The organism is Halotalea alkalilenta (genome assembly GCF_001648175.1).
Classification (GTDB): domain Bacteria; phylum Pseudomonadota; class Gammaproteobacteria; order Pseudomonadales; family Halomonadaceae; genus Halotalea; species Halotalea alkalilenta_A.
This window is the reverse complement of record NZ_CP015243.1, coordinates 3,441,394-3,463,843: the sequence shown is the minus strand read 5'-3', so window position 1 is coordinate 3,463,843 and position 22,450 is coordinate 3,441,394. Positions and strand designations below refer to the sequence as shown.

General features: G+C 65.8%; 17 protein-coding genes. 7 read left to right on the top strand and 10 right to left on the bottom strand.

The window, feature by feature from the left end; genetic code table 11:
* Positions 1-24: 24 nt before the first annotated feature.
* From A5892_RS15465 to A5892_RS15435, 7 genes are all read right to left on the bottom strand, one after another.
* Entirely contained in the window at positions 25-1,008 is a 984-nt protein-coding gene (locus A5892_RS15465) for a lipid A deacylase LpxR family protein (protein WP_064123540.1), read from the bottom strand.
* A 258-nt stretch (positions 1,009-1,266) separates the two neighbouring features.
* Positions 1,267-1,731 (bottom strand): glycine zipper 2TM domain-containing protein, encoded by a 465-nt coding sequence (locus A5892_RS15460; protein ID WP_064123539.1) that lies wholly within the window; start codon positions 1,729-1,731, stop codon positions 1,267-1,269.
* A 160-nt stretch (positions 1,732-1,891) separates the two neighbouring features.
* Complete coding sequence (locus A5892_RS15455) at positions 1,892-3,067, bottom strand: cupin domain-containing protein (protein WP_064123538.1); 1,176 nt, start codon at positions 3,065-3,067, stop codon at positions 1,892-1,894.
* Positions 3,064-4,452, bottom strand: coding sequence for an adenylosuccinate lyase (purB, locus tag A5892_RS15450; protein WP_064124553.1), 1,389 nt, complete (start codon positions 4,450-4,452; stop codon positions 3,064-3,066). The genes A5892_RS15455 and purB overlap by 4 nt, the downstream gene beginning before the upstream one ends.
* A gap of 32 nt (positions 4,453-4,484) precedes the next feature.
* Positions 4,485-5,096 (bottom strand): high frequency lysogenization protein HflD, encoded by a 612-nt coding sequence (gene hflD / locus A5892_RS15445; protein WP_064123537.1) that lies wholly within the window; start codon positions 5,094-5,096, stop codon positions 4,485-4,487.
* Positions 5,093-6,208, bottom strand: coding sequence for a tRNA 2-thiouridine(34) synthase MnmA (gene mnmA / locus A5892_RS15440; protein ID WP_223302698.1), 1,116 nt, complete (start codon positions 6,206-6,208; stop codon positions 5,093-5,095). Before mnmA ends, hflD begins: the two co-directional genes overlap by 4 nt.
* Before the next feature lie 209 nt (positions 6,209-6,417).
* Entirely contained in the window at positions 6,418-7,020 is a 603-nt protein-coding gene (locus tag A5892_RS15435) for a pseudouridine synthase (protein WP_064123535.1), read from the bottom strand.
* 128 nt (positions 7,021-7,148) lie between these two features.
* Here A5892_RS15435 and icd point away from each other — a divergent pair, with 128 nt between their 5' ends.
* The 3 genes from icd to clpA all read left to right on the top strand — a co-directional run bounded on the left by icd (position 7,149) and on the right by clpA (position 11,434).
* Positions 7,149-8,405: an NADP-dependent isocitrate dehydrogenase gene (icd, locus tag A5892_RS15430; protein WP_064123534.1), complete on the top strand. Its 1,257-nt coding sequence runs from the start codon at positions 7,149-7,151 to the stop codon at positions 8,403-8,405.
* Positions 8,406-8,736: 331 nt separating this feature from the next.
* Entirely contained in the window at positions 8,737-9,138 is a 402-nt protein-coding gene (clpS, locus tag A5892_RS15425; RefSeq protein WP_082890499.1) for an ATP-dependent Clp protease adapter ClpS, read from the top strand.
* A 28-nt stretch (positions 9,139-9,166) separates the two neighbouring features.
* Entirely contained in the window at positions 9,167-11,434 is a 2,268-nt protein-coding gene (gene clpA / locus A5892_RS15420; protein ID WP_064123533.1) for an ATP-dependent Clp protease ATP-binding subunit ClpA, read from the top strand.
* A gap of 294 nt (positions 11,435-11,728) precedes the next feature.
* Here the strand turns inward: clpA and infA are convergent, their stop codons facing one another.
* The 3 genes from infA to aat form a co-directional block, all read right to left on the bottom strand.
* Complete coding sequence (gene infA, locus A5892_RS15415) at positions 11,729-11,947, bottom strand: translation initiation factor IF-1 (RefSeq protein WP_025732678.1); 219 nt, start codon at positions 11,945-11,947, stop codon at positions 11,729-11,731.
* 221 nt (positions 11,948-12,168) lie between these two features.
* Positions 12,169-12,906, bottom strand: a complete 738-nt coding sequence (locus A5892_RS15410) for an arginyltransferase (protein ID WP_150123567.1) — start codon at positions 12,904-12,906, stop codon at positions 12,169-12,171.
* A 73-nt stretch (positions 12,907-12,979) separates the two neighbouring features.
* Complete coding sequence (aat, locus tag A5892_RS15405) at positions 12,980-13,699, bottom strand: leucyl/phenylalanyl-tRNA--protein transferase (RefSeq protein WP_223302697.1); 720 nt, start codon at positions 13,697-13,699, stop codon at positions 12,980-12,982.
* Positions 13,700-14,162: 463 nt separating this feature from the next.
* Here aat and A5892_RS15400 point away from each other — a divergent pair, with 463 nt between their 5' ends.
* From A5892_RS15400 to hrpB, 4 genes are read left to right on the top strand one after another with little or no spacing between them, the layout of a single operon-like run.
* A complete protein-coding gene (locus A5892_RS15400) occupies positions 14,163-17,738 on the top strand; it encodes a DNA translocase FtsK (RefSeq protein ID WP_064124549.1) in 3,576 nt (1,191 codons plus the stop codon).
* 40 nt (positions 17,739-17,778) lie between these two features.
* Positions 17,779-18,423, top strand: a complete 645-nt coding sequence (lolA, locus tag A5892_RS15395) for an outer membrane lipoprotein chaperone LolA (protein WP_064123532.1) — start codon at positions 17,779-17,781, stop codon at positions 18,421-18,423.
* 6 nt (positions 18,424-18,429) lie between these two features.
* On the top strand, positions 18,430-19,797 hold the full coding sequence (locus tag A5892_RS15390; protein ID WP_064123531.1) for a replication-associated recombination protein A: 1,368 nt from the start codon (positions 18,430-18,432) through the stop codon (positions 19,795-19,797).
* An 8-nt stretch (positions 19,798-19,805) separates the two neighbouring features.
* On the top strand, positions 19,806-22,319 hold the full coding sequence (hrpB, locus tag A5892_RS15385; RefSeq protein ID WP_064123530.1) for an ATP-dependent helicase HrpB: 2,514 nt from the start codon (positions 19,806-19,808) through the stop codon (positions 22,317-22,319).
* The last annotated feature ends 131 nt before the right edge of the window (positions 22,320-22,450 follow it).

Here is a 22,450-nt window from a genome sequence, read left to right as displayed (position 1 = left end):
GCGTCGGCGTTGGTGCGGATGACGCTAGCGCAGCCAGGTCGAGAGGGTCAGGTTGCCGAGGGTGTCGTCGCCATCCTGGCCTTCGAACTCGCGAGAGCGATTGGTCAGCGTCAGGGCAAGGTTCCAGCTGTCGAAGGTCAGCGCACCGCCCAGGGTCAGATCGTTGACCCAGCTGCGCCGGTCGACGCTGTGGCTCGATTCGAAGGTGTTGCCGTCGAGCAGCAGGTTGTGCGCCATGAAACGGCCATTGGCACCGGCGAAAAGGTACCAGCCAAGCCCTGGGCCGGTGGTGAACAGCGGCTCGAAGCTTGAGTAGGGAGCATTGCCCGGCGTGGCGAAGAGGCCATCCAAGCGGTTGCCGATGCGCACACCAAGCCCGAGCGAAAGATAGTCGTAGAGGTTGCCGACGGCGAAGCCCAGGTTGGGGCCATACTCGAAGGCCAAACCATCGCCGAGCCCGTGGTGCAGCCACCAGGCGCGCTGGTAGGTCAGGCTCAGGATCGGTTCGTTGCCGAGCTGGTTGCCCCAACCTTCGGGCCTATCGCTTCCGGTCACCTCGTGCACGCCGCGCTGGATCGGCTTGGCGCCTGCGGCGGGGCCGACGATCCCGACGTCGAATCCCAGGCTCTCGGCTACCCGGACCGCACCGCTTTGGTGGCGCTTGTAGAGCGATAGTCCGGCGTAGAGATAGCCGGCGTAGGGACGATCATCGGGCTGCAGTGCGCGGACGTCGATCTTCTCCGGGGTGTACATCTGCTGGCCAAAACGATAGCTCACCGCGCTGGCATCGCCCGACCACAGAGGAATCGCACGCGAGAAACGCTGGGTCCAATGCTGCTCGTCGGCAATGAAGCCCCATGCGAATTCGAGGCCATTGGTGTAGTGCCCGTCTTCGCCTGCCAACAGGTCATTGTCCCATTTGAGCGATAGTACCTCGGCGTGGGCGAGCGATATGGCGGGTGGGGCGATGAGCAAGAGTGCGAAAGGCAGTGCGGCGAGACGTTTCATTCGGGCTTCCCTGCGATGCTGGCTTTTTTTGGGTCTTTCACGGTCGCTTCCGTGGGCCACGGCCAGCTTAATCCAATCTGCACTCTCAGGGGATAGCCGGGGGAGGGGCAGGAGGGGCAGGGCAGAGTCAGCCGGGGCCGCTTTCCGCCGAGCTGGCGGCCAAAAAAGTCGGGCCCCATCCGAAGGAGTGGGGCCCGTCAGCATGCGGCCGGTGCCCGCGAGGGCGCCGATACCTCCAGGAAAACGCGCTCAGTAAACTCAGTAGGGCGCGACGCGCAGGCTGGTGCCGGAGCCGACCAGACGCACGCGCTGGCCGACCTGGTAGGTGTTGTCGGCCTGCTGGACGATCACCAGGTTCTGGCCATCGTCGCGCTGGACCTGCACTTCCATGCCGGCGGTGCGGTCCATGCTGCCCTCGACACGGTTGCCGGCGACGGCGCCGCCGATCGCACCGACGGCGGTGGCGATGGTACGGCCCGAGCCGCCGCCGACCTGGTTACCGAGCAGGCCGCCGAGAACCGCGCCGCCGATACCGCCGAAGCCGCTGCTGTCATCCTGGATGGTCACCGGACGGATGCCGGTGATGGTGCCGTAGCTGACGCTCTGAGCGGTCTGTGCCTGGGCGCCACTGTAGGTGTTGCCCGAGTAGGGCTGGTTGGCGCAGCCGGCAAGGGCGATGGAACCCAGTGCAGCGACGGCGGCGATCTTGATATAACGGTTCATGCAAGGTCTCCTAAGGCTCAAAGCATCGCGCGCATGCGTCGCGACGATTGAAAACACTGTTTTCAATCCCATTCTAAGCGTTGATGGGTTCCGACACTATAGAAAAGATCAGAGTCAGCGCCATGGCGCTTTCTCTGAGGCACCGCCGTGGACGAATCGTTCACTCCTCGTCGTCCTCTTCATCTTCGTCCTCGAGTAGCGACAGGCTGCCCCGGTTGACCAGCGTCACGAGCAACTCCTGTGCCTCGGCGCCGTCGAGCAGTGACGCCTCCAGCGGCTCGTTGGATGCGAGTAGCTGGGCGAGTGCGAGGGCGCAGTCGAGCCCATCTCCGTCGACGAACAGCGTCGCCCGCCCGGCTTCGCCGGGACGATAGGCGAAGCGCGAACCGGGTGTGCGCTCGAGCGGCACGCCCTGCTCGAGCGCCTCTTTCAGCTCGTCGATCTCGATGCGCGGGTCCGGCGCGACCAGCTGGTCGGGATACTTGGTCTGGGTCATGTAGCGGCCGAACCACTGGGCCATCTGGGTGCGATCGTCGAGGCTTTCGAGTATCAGTGCGCGCACTCGCTCGATCGCTGCATCGTCGAGCAGTCCAGGGTCCTGTAGGGCCAAGTCGGGATCGGCGTAGCGCAGGCTTTCGCCGAGCTGTTCGCCGCGATAGTCGGCCCAGGAGGTGATCACCTCATCGGCCGATGGGGCGCGAAAGCCGATCGAGTAGGTCATGCAGTCGTTCGACACGCTGACCCCATGGTGGGCGATACGCGGTGGCAGGTAGAGCATATCGCCGGGTTCGAGCACCCAGTCCTGGCCGGCTTCGACGGTGAACTCGGCGAGGATGCGCAGGCTGACGCCGTCGACGATCGCCGCCTCCTCGCCGATCCAGCCCCCCAGCTGCCAGCGGCGTTGGCCGCTGCCCTGGAGCAAAAAGACATCGTAGTTGTCGACGTGGGGACCGACGTTGCCGCCCTTGGGCGCATAGCTGACCATCAAATCGTCGAGCCGCCAGCGCGGAATGAAGTCGAATGCTTCGAGCAGTTCGGCGACCTCCGGCACGTAGTGATCGACCGCCTGGACCAGTAGGGTCCAGTCCTGCTCCGGCAGCCGCGCGAAGGTGGCATCGGTGAAGGGGCCGTGACTCAGCCCCCAGGGCTTGCCGTCCGCGCCCACGCTTTCGACCAGGCGCGCCTCGACCCCCTCCTCGCAGGCGAGGCCCGCGAGCTCCTCGGGCTCGAGCGGAGAGACGAACCCAGGGAACGCACCGCGAATCAGCAGCGGTTTTTTCTGCCAGTACTCGGCGAGGAATCGCTCCAGGCCGAACTCTCCCAGTGGGGCATTCATCGCAATGCTCCTCGCTCGTCGAGCGTGCGGGCCTGCTCTGCCGCGTTGCCGGTGTAGCTCGCAGGGGTCAAGGTCTTCAGTTCGGCCTTGACCGCTTCGGGCAGTGCCAGGGTGTCTATGAAGGCCGCGAATCCCGCCTGGTCGATGCGCTTGCCACGGGTCAGCTCCTTGAGCTTCTCGTAGGGCTTTTCGATCCCGTAGCGGCGCATCACCGTCTGGATCGGTTCGGCCAGCACTTCCCAGCTGGCCTCCAGGTCCTCTCCGAGCCGCGTCGGGTTGGCCTCGAGCTTGCCGATGCCCTTGAGCGTCGACTGATAGCCGATCAGTGCATGGGCGAGGCCGGTACCGAGGGTACGCAGCACGGTGGAGTCGGTGAGGTCACGCTGCCAGCGCGAAATCGGCAGCTTCTGGGCCAGGTGGGTGAGCAGCGCGTTGCTGACCCCGAAGTTGCCCTCGCCGTTCTCGAAATCGATCGGATTGACCTTGTGCGGCATGGTCGAGGAGCCGATCTCGCCTTCGACGGTGCGCTGCTTGAAGTAGCCGAGCGAAATGTAGCCCCAGACGTCGCGGTTGAAGTCGATCAGCACGGTGTTGAAGCGGATCACCGCATCGAACAGCTCGGCGATGTAGTCGTGCGGCTCGATCTGGGTGGTGTAGGGATTGAAGCTCAGCCCCAGCGATTCGACGAAGGCGCGGGCATTGGCGTCCCAGTCGATCTCTGGATAGGCGACGAGGTGGGCGTTGTAGTTGCCCACCGCGCCGTTGATCTTGCCGAGCAGCTCGACCGCCTCGATCTGCTTGAGCTGGCGACGCAGGCGATAGGCGATGTTGGCCATCTCCTTGCCCAGCGTGGTCGGGCTTGCGGTCTGGCCATGGGTGCGCGAGAGCATCGGCTGGCCGGCATGCTCGAGGGCGAGTCGCTCGATCGCGGCGGTCATCTCCCGCATCGCCGGAAGGATGGCCTGGTCGAGGCCGCCGCGCAGCATCAGCGCATGCGAGAGGTTGTTGATGTCCTCGCTGGTGCAGGCGAAGTGGACGAACTCGCTGATCGCAGCGAGCTCCGGCAGCGCGCTGAGGCGCTCCTTGATGTAGTACTCGATCGCCTTGACGTCGTGGTTGGTGGTGCGCTCGATCTCCTTGATCCGCAGCGCCTGCTCGGGGGTGAACTCATCGATCACCGCATCGATGAAGCGCTTGGCATCGGCGGACAGCGGGGCGACCTCTTCGATGCCTGGGTGGGCGGCGAGACGCTCGAGCCAGCGCAGCTCGACCACCAGACGGGCGCGGATCAGCCCGAACTCGCTGAAGTAGGGGCGCAGCGCGTCGGCCTTGCTGGCGTAGCGCCCGTCGACGGGAGAGAGGGCAGTAAGGGTCGAGAGTTCCATGGTCGGTCCAAGAAAGGTGAAGGGGAAGCGGCTCATCGGCGCAGCTCGGCGAGGGCGCGTTTGATTCGACCGCGCATCAGCACCAGCTGCCAGCGCCTGCCGCCCTGCTGACGCCAGAGCAGGGCGAAGCGGATGCCGGCGAGCAGCACCGCGCGCACCCGCTCGGGCATCATCGGGCTCGAGAGCAGGCTCGGATCGCCGTTGACCACGATCCGGTAGCGATAGGTGGACAGGGTGTCCTGGTAGAGCTCGCCGAGGCTTGCGATCACATTCTCATGCGTCGGGCCGAAGTGCTGGGCCTGGCCCTGCACCCGTGAAAGCCTTGCGCCGACCCTGTCGAGCATCGCTTCGTCCTTGTGCAGCTTGTTGGCCAGCAGCAACAGCGACAGCGCGTAGCGCATCACCTCGGAGGAGGCCGGCGAGCGGTCGAACAGCTGCTTCATGGTGTCGATGCCGACGCCGAGGTTGTCGAGCTCGAAGCCGTAGATCGCCTCGAAGCTCTCGGGGTTGGTCTCCAAGGTCGCGCGAATCAGGGTCTCCCAGGCGCGACTGTCGTATTGACCGGTGCGGGCCAGCTGGTCGACCACTGTGGCGGCCTGGAATACACCGGCGAGAGCCAGTGCCTGGCGCTGTTCGCGATTCATGCGGAAAACTCCTCGGCTACGCGCGCCCGGCAGGCATCGCTCGCCAGCGCCTGGCGAATCACTGCGCCACCGAGGCAGCGTTCGCCGTCGTAGAGCACCAGTGACTGCCCGGGCGTGATGGCCCGCTGCGGCGTGTCGAATTCGACCCTGACACCGCCGTCGGCATCGAGGCGCACTCGGCAGCCCTGGTCCCGCTGGCGGTAGCGTACCTTCGCGGTCAAGGCGAGGCCGCTTTCGATGCCCGCCGGAGCCCGGCCCGCGACCCAGCTGACCGGCTCGCTGAGCAGTTCGTCGGCATAGAGCAGCGGATGATGCTTGCCCTGCACCGCCACCAGCACGTTGCGCTCGAGATCCTTGCCGGCGACGTACCAAGGCGCTTCGGGATGATTGGCGAGGCCGCCGATGCCGAGCCCCTGACGCTGGCCAATGGTGTAATACATAAGCCCCACGTGTTCACCGATCCGCTCCCCCTCCGGGGTTTCGATCGCGCCCGGCTGGGCCGGTAGGTATTGGCGCAGGAAATCGGAGAAGCGCCGCTCGCCGATGAAGCAGATCCCGGTGGAGTCTTTCTTGCGCGCGGTGGCGAGGCCGAGCCGCGTGGCGATCGCGCGAACCTCGCTCTTCTCCATCGCGCCGAGCGGGAACAGGCTCTTCGCCAGCGCCTCGTGCCCGACGGCGTGAAGGAAATAGCTCTGGTCCTTGTTCGCGTCCAGCCCCTTGTAGAGCCGCCCCTGTTCGTCGCTGTTCACGTAGTGGCCGGTGCTGATCAGCTCGGCGCCGAGCATCCGTGCGTAATCGAGGAAGACCTTGAACTTGATCTCACGGTTGCAAAGGATGTCCGGGTTCGGTGTCCGCCCGGCATGGTATTCGGCGAGGAAGTGCTCGAACACGTTGTCCCAGTACTCGGCAGCGAAATTGGCGGTGTGCAGGCGGATGCCGAGACGCTCGCACACCGCCTGGGCATCGGCCAGGTCCGTCTTGGCGGTGCAGTACTCGGTGCCGTCGTCCTCGTCCCAGTTCTTCATGAACAGGCCTTCGACGTGATAGCCCTGCTCGAGCAGCAGCGCCGCGGTGACCGACGAATCGACGCCGCCGGACATGCCGACGATCACCTTGGTGGTTGGGCGCGGTGCGGTGGGGGCCGCGCGATCTGCACCTGGGGGGGGGAATGGCTCATGCTGCGCTCTGTGAAAGGCGAGGCGGCCGTCCGCTCCGGGCGGGCCGCTAGACTCGAGTCCCAGCGCCATCGGACGCTGATGAATGGGCGAGGATTATACCCGATGCGCGCGCCGGGCTTAACACCGCGGCGAAAATCCCCGTTTCAGCGCCGTCGCCCCGGCGGCCTGCGCGGCACCGCTCCCACCGGCGCATGGAGCGTTTCGCGCCGCCATTGCCCCGGGGCGAGGCCATCGAGACGCCATCCGCCGATCGCTACGCGTATCAGGCGTAGGGTCGGATGGCCCACATGCGCGGTCATTCTCCTTACCTGCCGGTTGCGCCCCTCGACGATGGTCAGTTCGAGCCACCGGGTGGGGATCTCGGTCCGGCTGCGAATCGGCGGCACCCGCTCGGGAATCGAGGGCGGCGCGATCATGCGCGCCTTGGCCGGAAGGGTGGGGCCATCGTTGAGCATCACGCCTTTGCGCAGGGACTCGAGCGCGCTGGCCGCGGGAATGCCCTCGACCTGCACCCAGTAGGTCTTCGGCTGCTTGTGCTTCGGATGGGTGATCCGGGCGGCCAGGGCGCCGTCGTCGGTGAGCAACAGCAGTCCTTCGCTGTCGTAGTCGAGCCGCCCCGCGGGATAGATTCCCGGGATCGTGATCAGCTTGGCGAGCGTCGCGCGCGGCGCGCCGTCGGGAGCTGCCGCGTCGGTGAATTGCGACAGCGTCAGATAGGGTTTATGCAGCAGGTAGATCGAGCTCATGACAGTCGGCGCAATCCGCCTTTGGTCGAAAGTAAATGGCCTATCAAGGGCTTAGGATCGAAGTCTATACTCGTGGACCGAGCCGATAATACCTATTACTACGACTATCGATAGACGAGAGAGAGAACATGGCTTTCGAGAAGATCCAACTGCCCGCCGGCGGTGAGAAGATCACCGTCAACGCCGATAACAGCCTCAACGTACCCGACGAGCCGATCATCCCGTTCATCGAGGGCGATGGCATCGGCGTCGATGTCACCCCTGCGATGAAGATCGCGGTCGACGCGGCCGTGGCCAAGGCCTACGGCGGCGAACGCAAGATCCACTGGATGGAAGTCTACGCTGGCGAGAAAGCGACCACCATCTATGATGCCGACACCTGGCTGCCCGAGGAGACGCTTCGTGCGGTGCAGGAGTATGTGGTCAGCATCAAGGGACCGCTCACCACGCCGGTCAGCGGCGGCATCCGCTCGCTCAACGTGGCGCTGCGCCAGAAGCTCGACCTCTACGTCTGCGAGCGGCCGGTACGCTGGTTCAAGGGCGTGCCGACGCCGGTGAAGAAGCCCCAGGACGTCGACATGGTGATCTTCCGCGAGAATTCCGAGGACATCTATGCCGGTGTCGAGTGGAAAGCGGGCAGCGCCGAGGCCGACAAGGTGATCGAATTCCTCACCAAGGAGATGGGCGTCACCAACATTCGTTTCACCGACGAGTGCGGCATCGGGGTCAAGCCGGTCTCCAAGGAAGGCACCCAGCGGCTGGTGCGCAAGGCGATCCAGTACGCGATCGACAACGACCGCGAATCGGTGACTCTGGTGCACAAGGGCAACATCATGAAGTTCACCGAAGGGGCGTTCAAGAACTGGGGCTACGAGGTCGCGGTCGAGGCGTTCGGCGCTGAGCCGCTCGACGGCGGGCCGTGGCACGCGTTCGACAATCCCAATACCGGCAAGCGGATCGTGATCAAGGACGTGATCGCCGACGCGATGCTTCAGCAGGTGCTGCTGCGTCCCGAGGAGTACGATGTCATCGCGACCCTCAACCTCAACGGCGACTATCTTTCCGACGCGCTCGCCGCCCAGGTCGGTGGTATCGGCATCGCACCGGGCGCCAACCGCTCCGACGCGGTGGGGATGTTCGAGGCGACCCACGGCACTGCGCCCAAGTATGCGGGGCAGGACAAGGTCAACCCGGGCTCGCTGATCCTCTCCGCCGAGATGATGCTGCGCTACATGGGCTGGACCGAAGCCGCCGACTTGATCCTCCAGGGCGTGGAGAACGCCATCGCCAAGGGGGAGGTGACCTACGACTTCCACCGCGTGATGGAAAACGCCAAGCTCCTGAAGTGTTCGGAGTTCGGTGAAGCGGTCGCCGCCAATATGTAGCATCCCCCCGCCCGGGCCGCTCGGTCCGGGCGGGCGTCACCGTTACCGGGAGATGATCCCGGCTATGGCGCCAATTGAGATTATTTCGTCCCTGACCCTTGCAACCCGGGCTGGCCAACGCCATCTTTGGGCTAAAGACGTATTCCTTCCCTCAAACTCAAACGTGCGGTGTTGCCTCCTTCCATCAAGTCGTCGGGAGCGCGGGTGGCAAATCGGTTTCGTCGAGCGCACCGACGGTCGAGGCCCTCGAGGGCGCAGGTGCCCGCCGGATTCGCTTGGGGTAACGTTCCAATCCTCAACATTCTGCTTGTTTTCATCGGTTCGGCCACTTATGTTCGAAGAAAAGAGAAGTTTCGACAGTGCTTCAGATCATGAACCTGGGTTCCTGGCATCACGAGGGCCCCTGGGGCAGGCGATCGGGCCCGATGAGGAGGCGGAGGGCGACATCGCGGAGCAGCTCAGCGATCCACAGCTGGCCGAGCCGCCGATGTACAAGGTGATCCTGCTGAACGACGACTACACGCCGATGGAATTCGTAGTCGAAGTACTGCAGACCTTTTTCGCCATGGACAGGGAGAAGGCGGTGCAGATCATGCTCGCCGTCCACACGCAGGGAAGGGCGACTTGCGGGATATACACCCGCGACATCGCCGAAACCAAGTCTCATCTTGTCAACGAATACGCTCGAGAGTGCCAGCACCCGCTGCTGTGTGATATCGATCGGGTGGAGTGATCCACTCAGGTGGCCAAAGGGGACCGTTATGTTGAGCAAAGAACTGGAGCTGACCCTTAACACGGCCTTTACCGTGGCCCGCTCGAAGCGGCACGAGTTCATGACCGTCGAACACCTTCTACTTGCCCTGCTGGACAACGCATCGGCCGCCGATGTGTTGCGCGCCTGTGGCGCGAATCTCGACAAGATCCGTTCGGATCTGCAGGAGTTCATCGGCGCTACCACGCCGCTGATTCCCGAGGATCAGACCGATCGCGAGACCCAACCGACGCTGGGCTTCCAGCGTGTGCTGCAGCGCGCGGTGTTCCATGTCCAATCGTCCGGCAAGAGCGAGGTCACCGGCGCTAACGTGCTGGTGGCGATCTTCTCCGAACAGGAGAGCCAGGCGGTCTACTTCCTCAAGCAGCAGAACGTCGCCCGGGTCGATGCGGTCAACTACATCGCCCACGGTATCTCCAAGGTCGCAGGCCACGGGCACGGTCAGCAGAGTGCGAGCCGCGATAGCGAGGAGAACGAAGAGGCGGTCGGCGAAGCGGGCTCCCATCCGCTCACCGGCTACGCCACCAATCTCAACGAGCAGGCTCGCATGGGGCGCATCGATCCGCTGATCGGGCGTGACCACGAGCTCGAGCGTGTGATCCAGATCCTCGCTCGGCGGCGCAAGAACAACCCGCTGCTGGTCGGCGAGGCCGGGGTCGGCAAGACCGCGATCGCCGAGGGCCTGGCCAAGCGGATCGTCGAAGAGGACGTGCCCGAGGTCATCAAGGACGCGGTGGTCTACTCCCTCGACATGGGCGCGCTGCTCGCCGGCACCAAGTATCGCGGTGACTTCGAGAAGCGGCTCAAGGCGCTGCTCGGTGAATTGAAAAAAGAGCCGAACTCGATCCTGTTCATCGACGAGATCCACACCGTGATCGGTGCCGGGGCGGCTTCAGGCGGCGTGATGGATGCCTCGAACCTGCTCAAGCCGCTGCTCTCCTCGGGCGAGCTGCGCTGCATCGGTTCGACCACGTTCCAGGAGTTCCGCGGCATCTTCGAGAAGGATCGGGCGCTTGCGCGGCGGTTCCAGAAGGTCGACGTGCCTGAGCCCTCGGTCGAAGACACCATTCGCATCCTCAAGGGGCTGCGCGGTCGCTTCGAAGAGCATCACCAGCTCAAGTACACCGATGCGGCGATGGAGGCCGCGGTGCGGCTGGCGGATCGCTACATCAACGATCGGCACCTGCCCGACAAGGCGATCGACGTGATCGACGAAGCGGGGGCGCATCAGCGGCTGCTGCCGGTCGAGGCTCGCACCAAGACCATCGACGTCGAGCAGATCGAGTCGATCGTCGCGTCGATCGCGCGGATTCCGCCGAAGAGCGTCTCCAGTTCGGATCGCAAGCTGCTGGCCAACCTGGAGCGTGATCTCAAGATGCTGGTGTTCGGCCAGGACGAGGCGATCGAGAGCCTGGCGGCGGCGATCAAGCTGGCGCGTGCGGGTCTCAACTCCCCGGACAAGCCGGTCGGCAGCTTCCTCTTCGCCGGCCCCACCGGGGTGGGCAAGACCGAGGTCGCACGCCAGCTGTCGCAGCTGATGGGTATCGAGCTCGTGCGCTTCGACATGTCCGAGTACATGGAGCGGCACACCGTGTCGCGGCTGATCGGTGCCCCTCCGGGCTACGTCGGCTACGACCAGGGCGGTCTGCTCACCGAGGCGATCACCAAGCAGCCGCACTGCGTGCTGCTGCTCGATGAGATCGAGAAAGCGCACCCCGAGGTCTTCAACCTGCTGCTGCAGGTGATGGATCACGGCAAGCTGACCGACAACAACGGGCGCGAAGCGGATTTCCGCAACGTGATCGTGATCATGACCTCGAACGCTGGTGCCGAGCAGGCATCGCGCCGCTCGATCGGTTTCCAGCATCAGGACCACTCGACGGATGCGATGGAGGTGATTCGCCGGACCTTCTCGCCCGAGTTCCGCAACCGTCTCGATGGCATCATCCAGTTCCACAGTCTCGATATGAGCGTGGTGCGCAACGTGGTCGACAAGTTCCTGGTCGAGCTCCAAGCGCAGCTGGACGAGAAGCGGGTGCAGCTCGATGTCGACGAGGAGGCGCGCAGCTGGCTTGCCGAGCGCGGCTATGATCCCGACATGGGGGCGAGGCCGATGGCGCGGTTGATCCAGGAGCAGCTGAAGAAACCGCTTGCCGAGATGATCCTGTTCGGTGATCTGGCAGCGCACGGCGGCATCGTCCACGTCACCGTGGAAGGTGGTGAGCTCCATCTCGCGACCGAGGCGGAAGTCGCCTGAGGATCGTCCTCAAGGTCTATGCGAGAAGATGGTGTAGAAGTGAAGAACGGCGCTCTCCGCAAGGAGAGCGCCGTTCTTTCTTCACGCTCCGGAACCTGGCATCGTCGAGGTCAGGCGCGCCAGAGGGCGGCTATGGCGTCATGCTCCGGATGCTGGGGCCGGTATCGGCAGCGCTCCGATGCAGGAGGCTCGCACGGAGATGGGAACGAGAGCTGGTGGGGGAGGGGCGAAACGGAGTTGAGGCGCTTCGCCCAGCGGCCGGTTGTCACCGACCTGAATCGGGCGTGATGCTGCTCAGCGCGAACGGTAGACGATGCGACCCTTGGAGAGGTCGTAAGGAGTCAGTTCGACCTTGACCTTGTCGCCGGTGAGAATGCGGATGTAGTTCTTGCGCATCTTGCCGGAGATGTGAGCGGTCACGATGTGGCCGTTCTCGAGTTCTACGCGGAACATGGTGTTGGGCAGGGTGTCGACGACGACGCCTTCCATTTCGATATGGTCTTCACGTGCCATATAGGCTTTTCCTCCAGGGATTTTAGAAACGCGCCGAGCGTACCCGACCTTCGCATCAGAGTGCTGGGTCAAAGGGGCAAACGCATTACGGCGCGCCGGTGTCTCGCTTCCCACGTTCGCCGCGAGCGAGCGTCGAAGACCGCATTGAAAGGGCGGGAGTCGCTGTCGGCGTGGTAAGAATAGCGCAGTATTATGTCACAAGGTCTTGACTCAGGCAAAAATTACTCCAGCGGCAGCGTACGCCATTGCTGCCCCTGGAGGTACTCGAGAGGGCGGTAGCGCTGCTTGTAGCGCATCTTCGCACTTTGTTCGATCCAGTACCCCAGGTAGACGTAGGGGAGCCTTCTTTCCAGCGCGCGGCGGATCTGCCAGAGAATCGCGTAGCTGCCGAGAGAGCGTGCACCGAGGCTTGGGTCGGGAGAGTAGAACGTATAGATCGCCGAAAGCCCATCGGGCAGGCGATCTACCACCGCTACGGCCAGCAGTTCGCTGTCGAGGCGGAACTCCACCATGCGAGCGAAGTGCGATTGCGAAGTCAGAAAGGAGCGGAACTGCTCGCGAGTTGGCGGGTACATGTCGCCGTCGGCGTGGCGCGCGTCGATATAGGCGGCATACAGCGCATAGTAGCTCTCGCTGTAGCGGGCCGGCACCTCGCGTATCGACAGGTCCTGGTTGCGCTTGATGATTCGGCGCTGGCTGCGATCCGGGGTGAACCGCTGAACCGGGATGCGTACCGACACGCAGGCGCGACAGTGCGCGCAGTGCGGTCGATACAGGTGCTGGCCGCTGCGGCGAAAGCCGAGCTGGGTCAGCGCCGAATAGGTCGCGAGGTCGACGGGAGTGTTCGGGTCGAGAAACAGCGTGGTCGCCTCCTGCCCGGGCAGATAGCTGCAAGGGTGGGGGACGGTCAAAAAGAAACGCAGCTGTCGAGTCAGCAAAGGGGATGCGTCAAAGCTCATGGGCCATCTCCGAAGCGCAGTGAAGCACCATCGCGATGCTCGAGGTGGCGGGTCGCTCGCCCGGCGCCCGTACTCACGGTGTCAAGATAGCGCGCCAGCTTCCTGGCTCGCCAGCTTCGATCGTTGCGCAGTCGCGTGTGAGATGTTCGCTGAACGTTCGCCGAGGGATCAGACGCGCGCCGAGACGCTCCAGGTGGGGGGTGTGCATCTGGCAATCGATCAGGCTGAATCCGCGTTCGATCAGGAATTCGACCAGCAGCGCCAGCGCCATCTTCGAGCCGTCGCTGACTCGCGAAAACATCGACTCACCGAAGAACACCCGGCCAAGCGCGACACCGTAGAGCCCGCCGATGAGCTCTCCGTGCTGCCATACTTCCACCGAGTGGGCGTGGCCTAGGCGATAGAGACGCTCATAGGCGCCGATCATCTCCGCGCTGATCCAGGTGCCTTCGCTGCGCGAGGTGGCGCAGGCGCGAATCACTCCCTCGAAGTCATGGTCGAGGGTGATGGTGAAGCCGCCGTTGCGAATGCGTTTGGCCAGGCTCCTGCGCAGGCGGAACTCCCCGGGGTAGAGCACCATGCGAGGATCGGGGCTCCACCACAGCAGCGGCTCACCGGGGCTGTACCAGGGAAATATTCCGCGCTGGTAGGCGGCGAGCAGCCATTCGGAGGTCAGCCTGCCGCCCACGGCGAGGAGTCCATCGGGTTCGCGCAGCGAAAGCTCGACATCGGGGAAGCGCACCGGCCCGTCGCCGAGCCAGGCGGGTACCAGCGCATCCGTCATTGGTCGCATGTCCCGGTCGGGAGCGATCGAGGTGAAGGATAGGATGGTGGTCTCATGGATAAAGCCTCCTGGGTGACATCTCGTTACGCTAGTGCAATCGAACTCACCAGCCTAAACGATCGATACACCTTGACCCAACGGGTTTGCACTCGCCCTGGTAGAGAGAGCTGTGACGGCGGAGGTCGCCTAGGTATGATGGGCCGAGCGCGGGTCGACCTCCAGGCGCGAGCCGCTGCGATCCAAAGGATCGTGGCCACCGGTCGATTCGTTCAGGGTGTGCCATCATTCTTCCATTCGCTGCGCCAGTGACGGCGAGGCATGAATCTAATGGCCTGATGGACGAAGATGGCGCCCCAGGGTTCATGGAAGACGCCTGGTTTCATTTTCTCGGGATCAGCTCGGCGACCCTGCGTCGCCGAGCTGATCCCCGATCGGGAGAGCGCCGGTTTCCGGCGCGTAGGGGATGGCGACATTGAGTGGCAACAAACGACCGCAGGCAACCACCAACCGTAAGCGTAAACCGGTCACCACGCGTAAGAAACAGCAGGCCCGCGCCCGTGCCTCGACCCGCAGCCAGCGTGAGGCCACGCAGCGTTTCACCGCGCGGCTGCAAGGCGCCGCCAAGGACGGCGTGGCGGTCGCGTTGCTGGCCGTCTGCGCCTTTTTACTGCTGGCTTTCTTCAGCTACGCGCCTTCCGACCCCGGCTGGTCGAGCAGCGGTCCGGAAGCGAGTATCGGTAACTGGATGGGCCGGGGCGGCGCCTGGATGGCCGATGTGCTGTTCTCGCTGCTCGGCAACAGCGCGCTGTGGTGGCCGGCGATCTTCGGTTTCGCCGGCTGGCGGCTGATCCGTACCCGAATCGCGCATTTTGCTTGGGATCCCACTGCCTTGGCGGTGAGGGTGGGGGGGCTGATGCTGGTGCTGCTGGGGAGCTGCATCCTCAGTGCGGTGCACTTCTATCAGCCGGAAAGCGATCTGCCCTACAACAACGGCGGGATCGTAGGCGAGGGGCTCTCCAGCGTGCTGATCGATCTGATCGGCGTGCATGGCACCACCCTCGTCGCCTTGGCGCTGCTGCTCGGCGGCTTCCCGCTGCTCTCCAACACTTCCTGGCTCGGCATCATGGACGAGCTCGGCAAGGCGATCCTGCGGGTGTCGCGCTGGTGCGGCGCGCGGCTCGGCTCGGTGCGTGACGATATCGCCGCGCGGCGGGCACTGCGTCACGAGCGCTTGGAGGCACGGGCCAGCGCCTACGATACCTATCACGCCGAAGATGATCCCTACCATCTGCGCGAACAGGCGCCCGAGCGGGACGAACCGCTCGAGGCCAGGCGCGATGATCGCGACGAGCCCGCCTACGAGGCCGATGAGGCCTCGCGCCCTTCGCGCTGGAAGCGTCTGCTGGGGCTTCCGTTCATGGGCAGGGCCAGCCAGGCGAAGGCCGAGACGGCGGACACCGAGCGCGAACCGAGCCTTGGCGATGACGATCTCGCAGGCCAGGACAGCGAGCGCCGCGCGCCGCGCTTCGAGATCTACGATGAGCGCAGCGACGGCGGCCACGACATTCCTTGGGAGCGCGTCGAGCAGGCGCCCTCCCGGCGCACTTCCGACGAGCTGGCGCAGGAGCCCGAAACCTTCGCTCCGCTGGTCGCTCATCGCGATGACGAGCCGTCACACCATGGCGAATCCGATCGGAGTCGAGACGCCGCACCACTGCGCGCGGAAGCTCCGGCCGCTGCTGCCATACCGGAGCTGCGGCTCGAGGAGGACGAAGAGAATGAGGCGCTGCGCGATAGCCGTTGGAGCGCTACGAGCGCGGTCGAAGTAGAGGAGACCGAGGCGGGCGAACGGCTGGTACCCACGCCACCGGCGGCCGAACTCGAGCCCGAGGTGGTTGACCCGCCGCCGCCCTACGCCGATGTCACCCGGCGGCGCATTCCCGAAGGGTTCGGCCATCAGACGGCCGCGGCGCAGGATACGCTGGCCCCCGGAGCGGCCACTGCGCCGAGCGCGAAGCCGCGCATCCGGATCGGCGCCGGTGAGGCGTTCGGCGTCGCCGCCGGTGTCGCGGCGAGTGGGCACGCTGTCGCCGGCAGCGCCGCATCCACCGATGCGCCAGTGTTCGAACCGCCGCTGGTCGCGCGCGAGGATGCCGAGCGCGCCTCGCGGACCGAACGGCGAGCGCCGCTCATCGAGGAGGAGCCGGCCGGAGCGCGCCTGGTGGCCGAGGACGATGGTGAGACGCCGTCGCTGGGGCGCTTCTCGGCGCTCGACGACGAGCTGGACGAGGCCGCCTTCGATGACGACGACCGGCACCGCAAGCCTGAGCTGCATAGCGCTGCTGCGTCGCGTAGCGAGCCGCGCCTCGACGATGAAGACGACACCGATGCTCCCCGCGCGCTGTTCGAGACCACCGATGCGGGCGAGGAGTTTGATGCGCCGTTCACCCTCGACGACGAGCCGGTGGATGCCGTATCGCCGCGGCTGTGGACCGTCGAGCACCTGCAGAATCAGCGCCCCGCCACCGAGTTCGCCGAGCCGGTGGGCGAGATGCCCTCGACGGCGCTGCTGACGCCAGCCGGGGTCAGCCAGCCCTCCTATACCCAGGAAGAGCTCGACGACATGGCCGAGCTGCTCGAGATGCGGCTCAAGGAGTACGGGGTCAAGGCGGAAGTGGTCAAGATATCTCCGGGACCCGTGATCACCCAGTTCGAGATTCGCCCCGCCGCTGGGGTGAAGAGCTCGAAGATCAGCAACCTGTCGAAGGATCTCGCCCGTTCGCTGTTGGTCAAGAGCGTGCGCGTCATCGAGGTGATCCAGGGCCGTCCGACGGTCGGCATCGAGATCCCCAACCCGACCCGGGCGATGATCCGCCTGCGCCAGGTGCTCGACACTTCGGCCTATCGTGACGCCGCATCGCCCGTGACCATTGCGCTGGGACAAAGCATCAGTGGCCAGCCGGTGGTCGCCGACCTGGCACGGATGCCTCACTTGCTGGTCGCCGGGACCACCGGTTCGGGCAAGTCGGTCGGGGTCAATGCGATGCTGATCTCGATGCTGCTCAAGTCGACCCCCGAGCAGGTGCGGATGATCCTGATCGATCCGAAGATGCTCGAACTCTCGGTCTACGACGATATCCCCCATCTGCTCGCGCCGGTGGTCACCGACATGAAGGAGGCGGCCAACTCGCTGCGCTGGTGCGTCGCCGAGATGGAGCGTCGCTATAAACTGATGTCCAAGATGGGCGTGCGCAACATCGGTGGCTTCAACGACAAGCTCGATGAGGCCCACGCCGCCGGCGCCCAGGTTGCCGATCCGCTGTGGGAGCCGGAGCCCTGGCAGGCCGGCGAGCCGCATCCGACGCTCGAGAAGCTGCCCTACATCGTGGTGGTGATCGATGAGTTCGCCGACATGTTCATGATCGTCGGCAAGAAGGTCGAGGAGCTGATCGCCCGGCTGGCGCAGAAGGCACGCGCCGCCGGCATCCACTTGGTGCTCGCGACCCAGCGGCCCTCGGTCGACGTGGTCACGGGCCTGATCAAGGCGAACATCCCCTCGCGGATCGCCTTCCAGGTCTCCTCCAAGATCGATTCGCGCACCATCCTCGACCAGGGCGGTGCGGAGAGCCTGCTCGGCCACGGTGACATGCTCTACCTATCGGTCGGTGCGGGTACCCCCGTCCGGGTGCACGGCGCCTTCGTCGATGACAACGAGGTGCATCGGGTGGTTGAGGACTGGAAGCTGCGCGGCAAGCCCGAGTACGTCGAGGAAATCCTCTCCGGCGAGGTCAGCGCCGAGGCGCTGACCGGGCTCGAGGCCGAAGGCGATGGAAATTCGGATGCCGAGCAGGATGCGCTCTACGACGAGGCCGTGGCGTTCGTGACCAAGACCCAGCGCGTCTCGGTGTCGTCGGTGCAGCGTAACTTCAAGATCGGCTACAACCGTGCCTCTAGACTGGTCGAGGCGATGGAGCGGGCTGGCGTGGTGTCGAGCATGGGCACCAACGGCGCTCGCGAAGTGCTGGCATCGCCGCCGCCGCGCGAATGAGTCGCGCGGCGTCATAACGAAACGATGGTAAGGAAACGCCATGATTCAGACCCGCATTCCCGCCGCTCGCCTGCTGCTTGGCCTAGGGGTCGCGCTCTGTGCCTCGAGCCCGGCGCTGGCCCAGACGGACCCGGCATCGCGTTTGACCGAACTGCTCGAGCCGCTGCATACCTACTCCGCCGATTTCCAGCAGCGGGTCCAGGGTGACGATGGGCAGTCGCTGCAGGATGCCAGCGGACACATGTGGCTGGCGCGCCCCGGCAAGTTCCGCTGGGAAGTCAATGCGCCCTATTCACAGACCGTGGTCTCCGACGGTGCCCAGGTCTACATGTATGACCCCGACCTCGAGCAGGTCACCGTGCGCGATCTCGATCCCAAGGTCACCAGCACGCCGGCGCTGCTGCTCTCCGGCAGTGCTGGCGAGCTGACCTCGAACTACGGCGTCAGCATGCGTGCACAGGGTGATACTGAAATCTTCTCGCTCTCGCCGCGCGGCAACGACAGCCTGTTCGAGTCGCTCGAGATGACCTTCCAGGGCCAGCGGCTGACCGGGCTCGATTTGGTCGACGCCACCGGCCAGCGCACCGAGATCGGCTTCGACAGCATCGAGCAGAACGGCAGCGTCGACGATTCGCGCTTCGCCTTCCAGATCCCCGAAGGCGCCGATGTGATTCGCGAGCAGTGAGCCAGCATGCCCGGGCCCGGCCCGGGCGATGATTCCACGGAGAGCGATGTGAGCGACGACCTGTTCGCCGCAGCCGCGCCGCCAGGACAGCCGCTGGCGGCGCGGCTGCGCCCCGTTACCCTGGACGACTACGTCGGCCAGTCCCACCTGCTCGGCGACGGTAAGCCGCTGCGCCAGGCACTGGCGCGCGATCAGCTCTATTCGATGATCCTGTGGGGGCCACCGGGCGTCGGCAAGACCACCCTGGCGCGGCTGATCGCCGCCCACACCAAGGCGCATTTCGCCACCCTCTCGGCGGTATCCGCCGGGGGCAAGGATATTCGCGCGGCGGCCGAGCAGGCGCAGATGCGCGCATCCAACGGTACCCGCACGCTGCTCTTCGTCGATGAAGTGCATCGCTTCAACAAGGCCCAGCAGGACGCCTTCCTGCCCTGGGTCGAAGAGGGGGTGTTCATCTTCGTCGGCGCGACCACCGAGAATCCGTCGTTCGAGCTCAACAATGCGCTGCTCTCCCGCGCCAGGGTCCATGTGCTCAAGCCGCTCGAGCAGACGGAGCTGCGCCGGGTGATCGACCGGGCGCTGGTGAGCGAGGCGGGCCTCGGCGCCCAGTCTCTCGAGGTGCCCGATGAGGTGCGCGATCTGCTCGCCCGCGCCGCCGACGGCGACGCTCGCCGGGCGCTCAACCTGCTCGAGATCGCCGCCGACCTGGCCGAGCCGAGCGAGCAGGGCGGGGCGCGGATCAGCGAGGCGGTGCTCGACGAGGTGCTCGGTGAGAGCACGCGCCGGCTCGATCGTGGCGGGGATCTGTTCTACGACCAGATATCGGCGCTGCACAAGTCGGTGCGCGGCAGCGCGCCCGACGCCGCCTTGTATTGGTTCTGCCGCATGCTGGAAGGGGGAATGGACCCGCTCTACATCGCCCGGCGAGTGGTGCGGATGGCCAGTGAGGAAATCGGCAACGCCGACCCGCGCGCGCTGACGCTCGCGCTCGAGGGCTGGCAGGTGCAGGAGCGCCTCGGCTCGCCCGAAGGCGAACTGGCGGTCGCGCAGGCGATTCTCTACATCGCCTGCGCGCCGAAGAGCAACGCCGCCTACAAAGCCTACAACGCCGCGCGCGCCCAGGTCGCCGCCACCCCTGGCTACGGGGTGCCGGTCCACCTGCGCAACGCCCCGACCCAATTGATGAAATCGCTCGGTCATGGTCGTGAGTACCGCTATGCCCACGATGAACCGGATGCCTACGCCGCGGGCGAGGTCTACTTTCCCCCGGAGCTCGAGGGTACCCGCTATTACGAGCCGGTGGATCGCGGTCTCGAGGCCAAGATCCGCCAGAAGCTCGCCTGGCTTGCCGAACTCGATCGCGACCGCGGTTGAGTCCGTAGATGGTGCAGCACTTGGCTCTTTCTCATCTCTCACCACTCTCTCCACTGCCGGTCGATGCGCTGCTCGACGAGCTGAAAAGCTGCCTGGGCCAGCGCGACGAGGCGGTGCTCGAAGCGATGCCGGGCGCCGGCAAGACCACCCGGGTGCCGCTGGCGCTGCTCGACTCCCCCTGGCTCGCCGGGCGTCGGATCCTTTTGCTCGAGCCGCGCCGGCTCGCCGCTCGCGCGGTGGCTGAGCGCCTCGCTGAGCAGCTCGGCGAGCGTCCCGGCGGCCGGGTCGGCTATCGCATGCGCCTCGATAGCCGCATCGGTCCCAAGACCCAGCTCGAGGTCGTCACCGTCGGTGTGCTGCTGCGCCGATTGCAGCGCGATCCCGCGCTGGAAGACGTTGGGCTGGTGATCTTCGATGAATTCCATGAGCGCCACCTCGATGCGGATCTCGGGCTGGCGCTGTGTCTTGCCGGGCGTGAACTGCTGCGCGAGCCCGGTGACCCGCTCAAGCTTTTGGTGATGTCCGCGACCCTTGATACGGAGCGCATCGCCGGACTGCTCGGCGATGCGCCGAGGCTCTCGAGCCAGGGCCGGCTGTATCCGGTAGCAATGCGCTATGCCGCAACGCCGTTGCGACTCGACGACTGGCGGGGGCTCGAGGCGAGGCTGGTCGAAACCCTCGACGCCGCGCTGGTCGAGCAGTCCGGTGATCTGCTCGTGTTCCTGCCCGGCAAGGCCGAAATCCGCCGTCTCGCTACGCGGCTCGAGGGGCGCTGGCCCGGCCCTGGTGCCCCCCGAGTGCTGCCTTTGCACGGTGAACTCCCGCTCGAACGCCAGCGAGCGGCGATCGCGCCGGATCCGCAAGGGCGCCGGCGCATCGTGCTTGCGAGCGCTATCGCCGAAACCAGCCTGACCGTCGAGGGCGTGCGTGTGGTGATCGATGCGGGTTTCTCCCGCGCGCCGCGCTTCGATCCGAGCCGGGCGCTGACTCGCCTCGAGACACGTCGTGTATCCAAGGCCCAGGCCGACCAGCGCGCCGGGCGCGCGGGCCGGCTTGCGCCCGGTGTCTGCCATCGATTGTGGAGCGAATCCCAGCAGGCGACGCTTGCACCCTATGCCCGTGCCGAGATTCTCGAGGCCGATCTCGGCGCGATGCTGCTCCAAGCGCTGTGCTTCGGTGCCGAGCCCGAGCAGCTGCGCTGGCTCGATCCACCCCCGTTCGCGGCACTGGCCCAGGCGCGCGGGCTGCTACGCACGCTGGGTGCGCTCGACGGTGATGGACGCCTGACCGCTCACGGCGAGGCGATGGCCGAACTGCCGCTGCCGCCGCGCCTGGGGCACATGCTGCTGCGCGGTCGCGAGCTCGGCCAGGGAGCGCTTGGTTGCGAACTCGCCGCGCTGCTCGAGGAGCGCGGTGCGGGCGCGGGGCTCGACCTCGCCGCCAGGGTCGGTGCCGTTGGCGCGGCCCAGCGGCAGGCCCGGCGCTACCGTCGCCTGCTGGGTATCGAGGAGCAGACTGTCGAGACCTCGGCTTGGAGCGGGGCGCTGCTCGCTTTCGCCTTTCCCGACCGGATCGCCCGCCAGCGCTCCCCCGGTGGCGTCGACTACCTGCTCGCCAACGGCCGCGCGGCGCATTTCCAGATGCTCGATCCGCTGTGTCGCTCGCAGTGGCTGGTGATCGCCGAGCTGGGCGGGCGCCAGGGGGAGCGCAGCGAGGTGATCCGCCAGGCCGTCGAGCTCGATCCCTCGCTGTTCGAAGGCTGCCTGGCCCCGCTGCTGGAAGTGAGTGAGCGCTGCGAGTGGCCGGCGCGCAGCGATGCGATGCTGATCGAGCGGCAGTGGCGAGTCGGCGAGCTGGTGGTGAGGCGCGCGGCACTCGAGAGTCACGACTCGTCGCTGTTGCTGGATGCCCAGCTCGCCTTCGTGCGCGCGCGTGGCCTCGAACTGCTGCCTTGGACCCCTGCGCTGATGCAGCTGCGCGCCAGGGTTGCGCTGCTGCGCCGGATCGAGCTCGAGCGCGGCGGCGAGAGCCGCTGGCCGGCGCTCGATGACGATGCGCTGCTCGACGGGCTCGAGCGCTGGCTCGCCCCTTGGCTGCAGGGCATTCACAGGGTCGCCCACTTCGAGCGCCTGCCGCTCGAGCAGGCGCTGCTCGCCCAGCTGCCCTGGCCGCTGCCGGCGGAGCTCGAGCGGTTGGCGCCGTCTCATCTGCTACTGCCCTCGGGCAGCCGCGCACGGCTCGACTACGACCCCGAGGGCGTCGCACCGCCGGTACTCGCCGCTCGGCTGCAGGAGCTGTTCGGCGCCACCGTCACCCCGAGCGTCGCCGATGGCCGGCAGCCGGTGGTCCTGCATCTGCTTTCTCCCGCGCGCCGGCCGGTCCAGGTGACCAGCGACCTGGCCAGTTTCTGGCGTAGTGGCTATCCCGAAGTGAAGAAAGAGCTGAAAGGGCGCTACCCCAAGCATTGTTGGCCCGATGACCCGCTCAAGGCCGAGCCTACCGCTCGGACCAAGCCGCGCTAGCGCGGTGTGATCTTTGGTGTCTCCTTCGAGCCGAGGCCCGAGGGCTGGATGAAGTCAATCCGTGCCTATAGACCAAAGCCGCATGGTCGCGTGCTTCGCTACCGCGAGCGATGGCGTAGACTCGAAGCTCA

Coding starts and splice junctions, on each gene's coding strand:
- A5892_RS15465 (WP_064123540.1), bottom strand. CDS start 1,008: ATGAAACGTCTCGCCGCACTGCCTTTCGCACTCTTGCTCATCGCCCCA.
- A5892_RS15460 (WP_064123539.1), bottom strand. CDS start 1,731: ATGAACCGTTATATCAAGATCGCCGCCGTCGCTGCACTGGGTTCCATC.
- A5892_RS15455 (WP_064123538.1), bottom strand. CDS start 3,067: ATGAATGCCCCACTGGGAGAGTTCGGCCTGGAGCGATTCCTCGCCGAG.
- purB (WP_064124553.1), bottom strand. CDS start 4,452: ATGGAACTCTCGACCCTTACTGCCCTCTCTCCCGTCGACGGGCGCTAC.
- hflD (WP_064123537.1), bottom strand. CDS start 5,096: ATGAATCGCGAACAGCGCCAGGCACTGGCTCTCGCCGGTGTATTCCAG.
- A5892_RS15435 (WP_064123535.1), bottom strand. CDS start 7,020: ATGAGCTCGATCTACCTGCTGCATAAACCCTATCTGACGCTGTCGCAA.
- icd (WP_064123534.1), top strand. CDS start 7,149: ATGGCTTTCGAGAAGATCCAACTGCCCGCCGGCGGTGAGAAGATCACC.
- clpS (WP_082890499.1), top strand. CDS start 8,737: ATGTTCGAAGAAAAGAGAAGTTTCGACAGTGCTTCAGATCATGAACCT.
- clpA (WP_064123533.1), top strand. CDS start 9,167: ATGTTGAGCAAAGAACTGGAGCTGACCCTTAACACGGCCTTTACCGTG.
- infA (WP_025732678.1), bottom strand. CDS start 11,947: ATGGCACGTGAAGACCATATCGAAATGGAAGGCGTCGTCGTCGACACC.
- A5892_RS15410 (WP_150123567.1), bottom strand. CDS start 12,906: ATGAGCTTTGACGCATCCCCTTTGCTGACTCGACAGCTGCGTTTCTTT.
- aat (WP_223302697.1), bottom strand. CDS start 13,699: ATGCGACCAATGACGGATGCGCTGGTACCCGCCTGGCTCGGCGACGGG.
- lolA (WP_064123532.1), top strand. CDS start 17,779: ATGATTCAGACCCGCATTCCCGCCGCTCGCCTGCTGCTTGGCCTAGGG.
- A5892_RS15390 (WP_064123531.1), top strand. CDS start 18,430: ATGCCCGGGCCCGGCCCGGGCGATGATTCCACGGAGAGCGATGTGAGC.
- hrpB (WP_064123530.1), top strand. CDS start 19,806: ATGGTGCAGCACTTGGCTCTTTCTCATCTCTCACCACTCTCTCCACTG.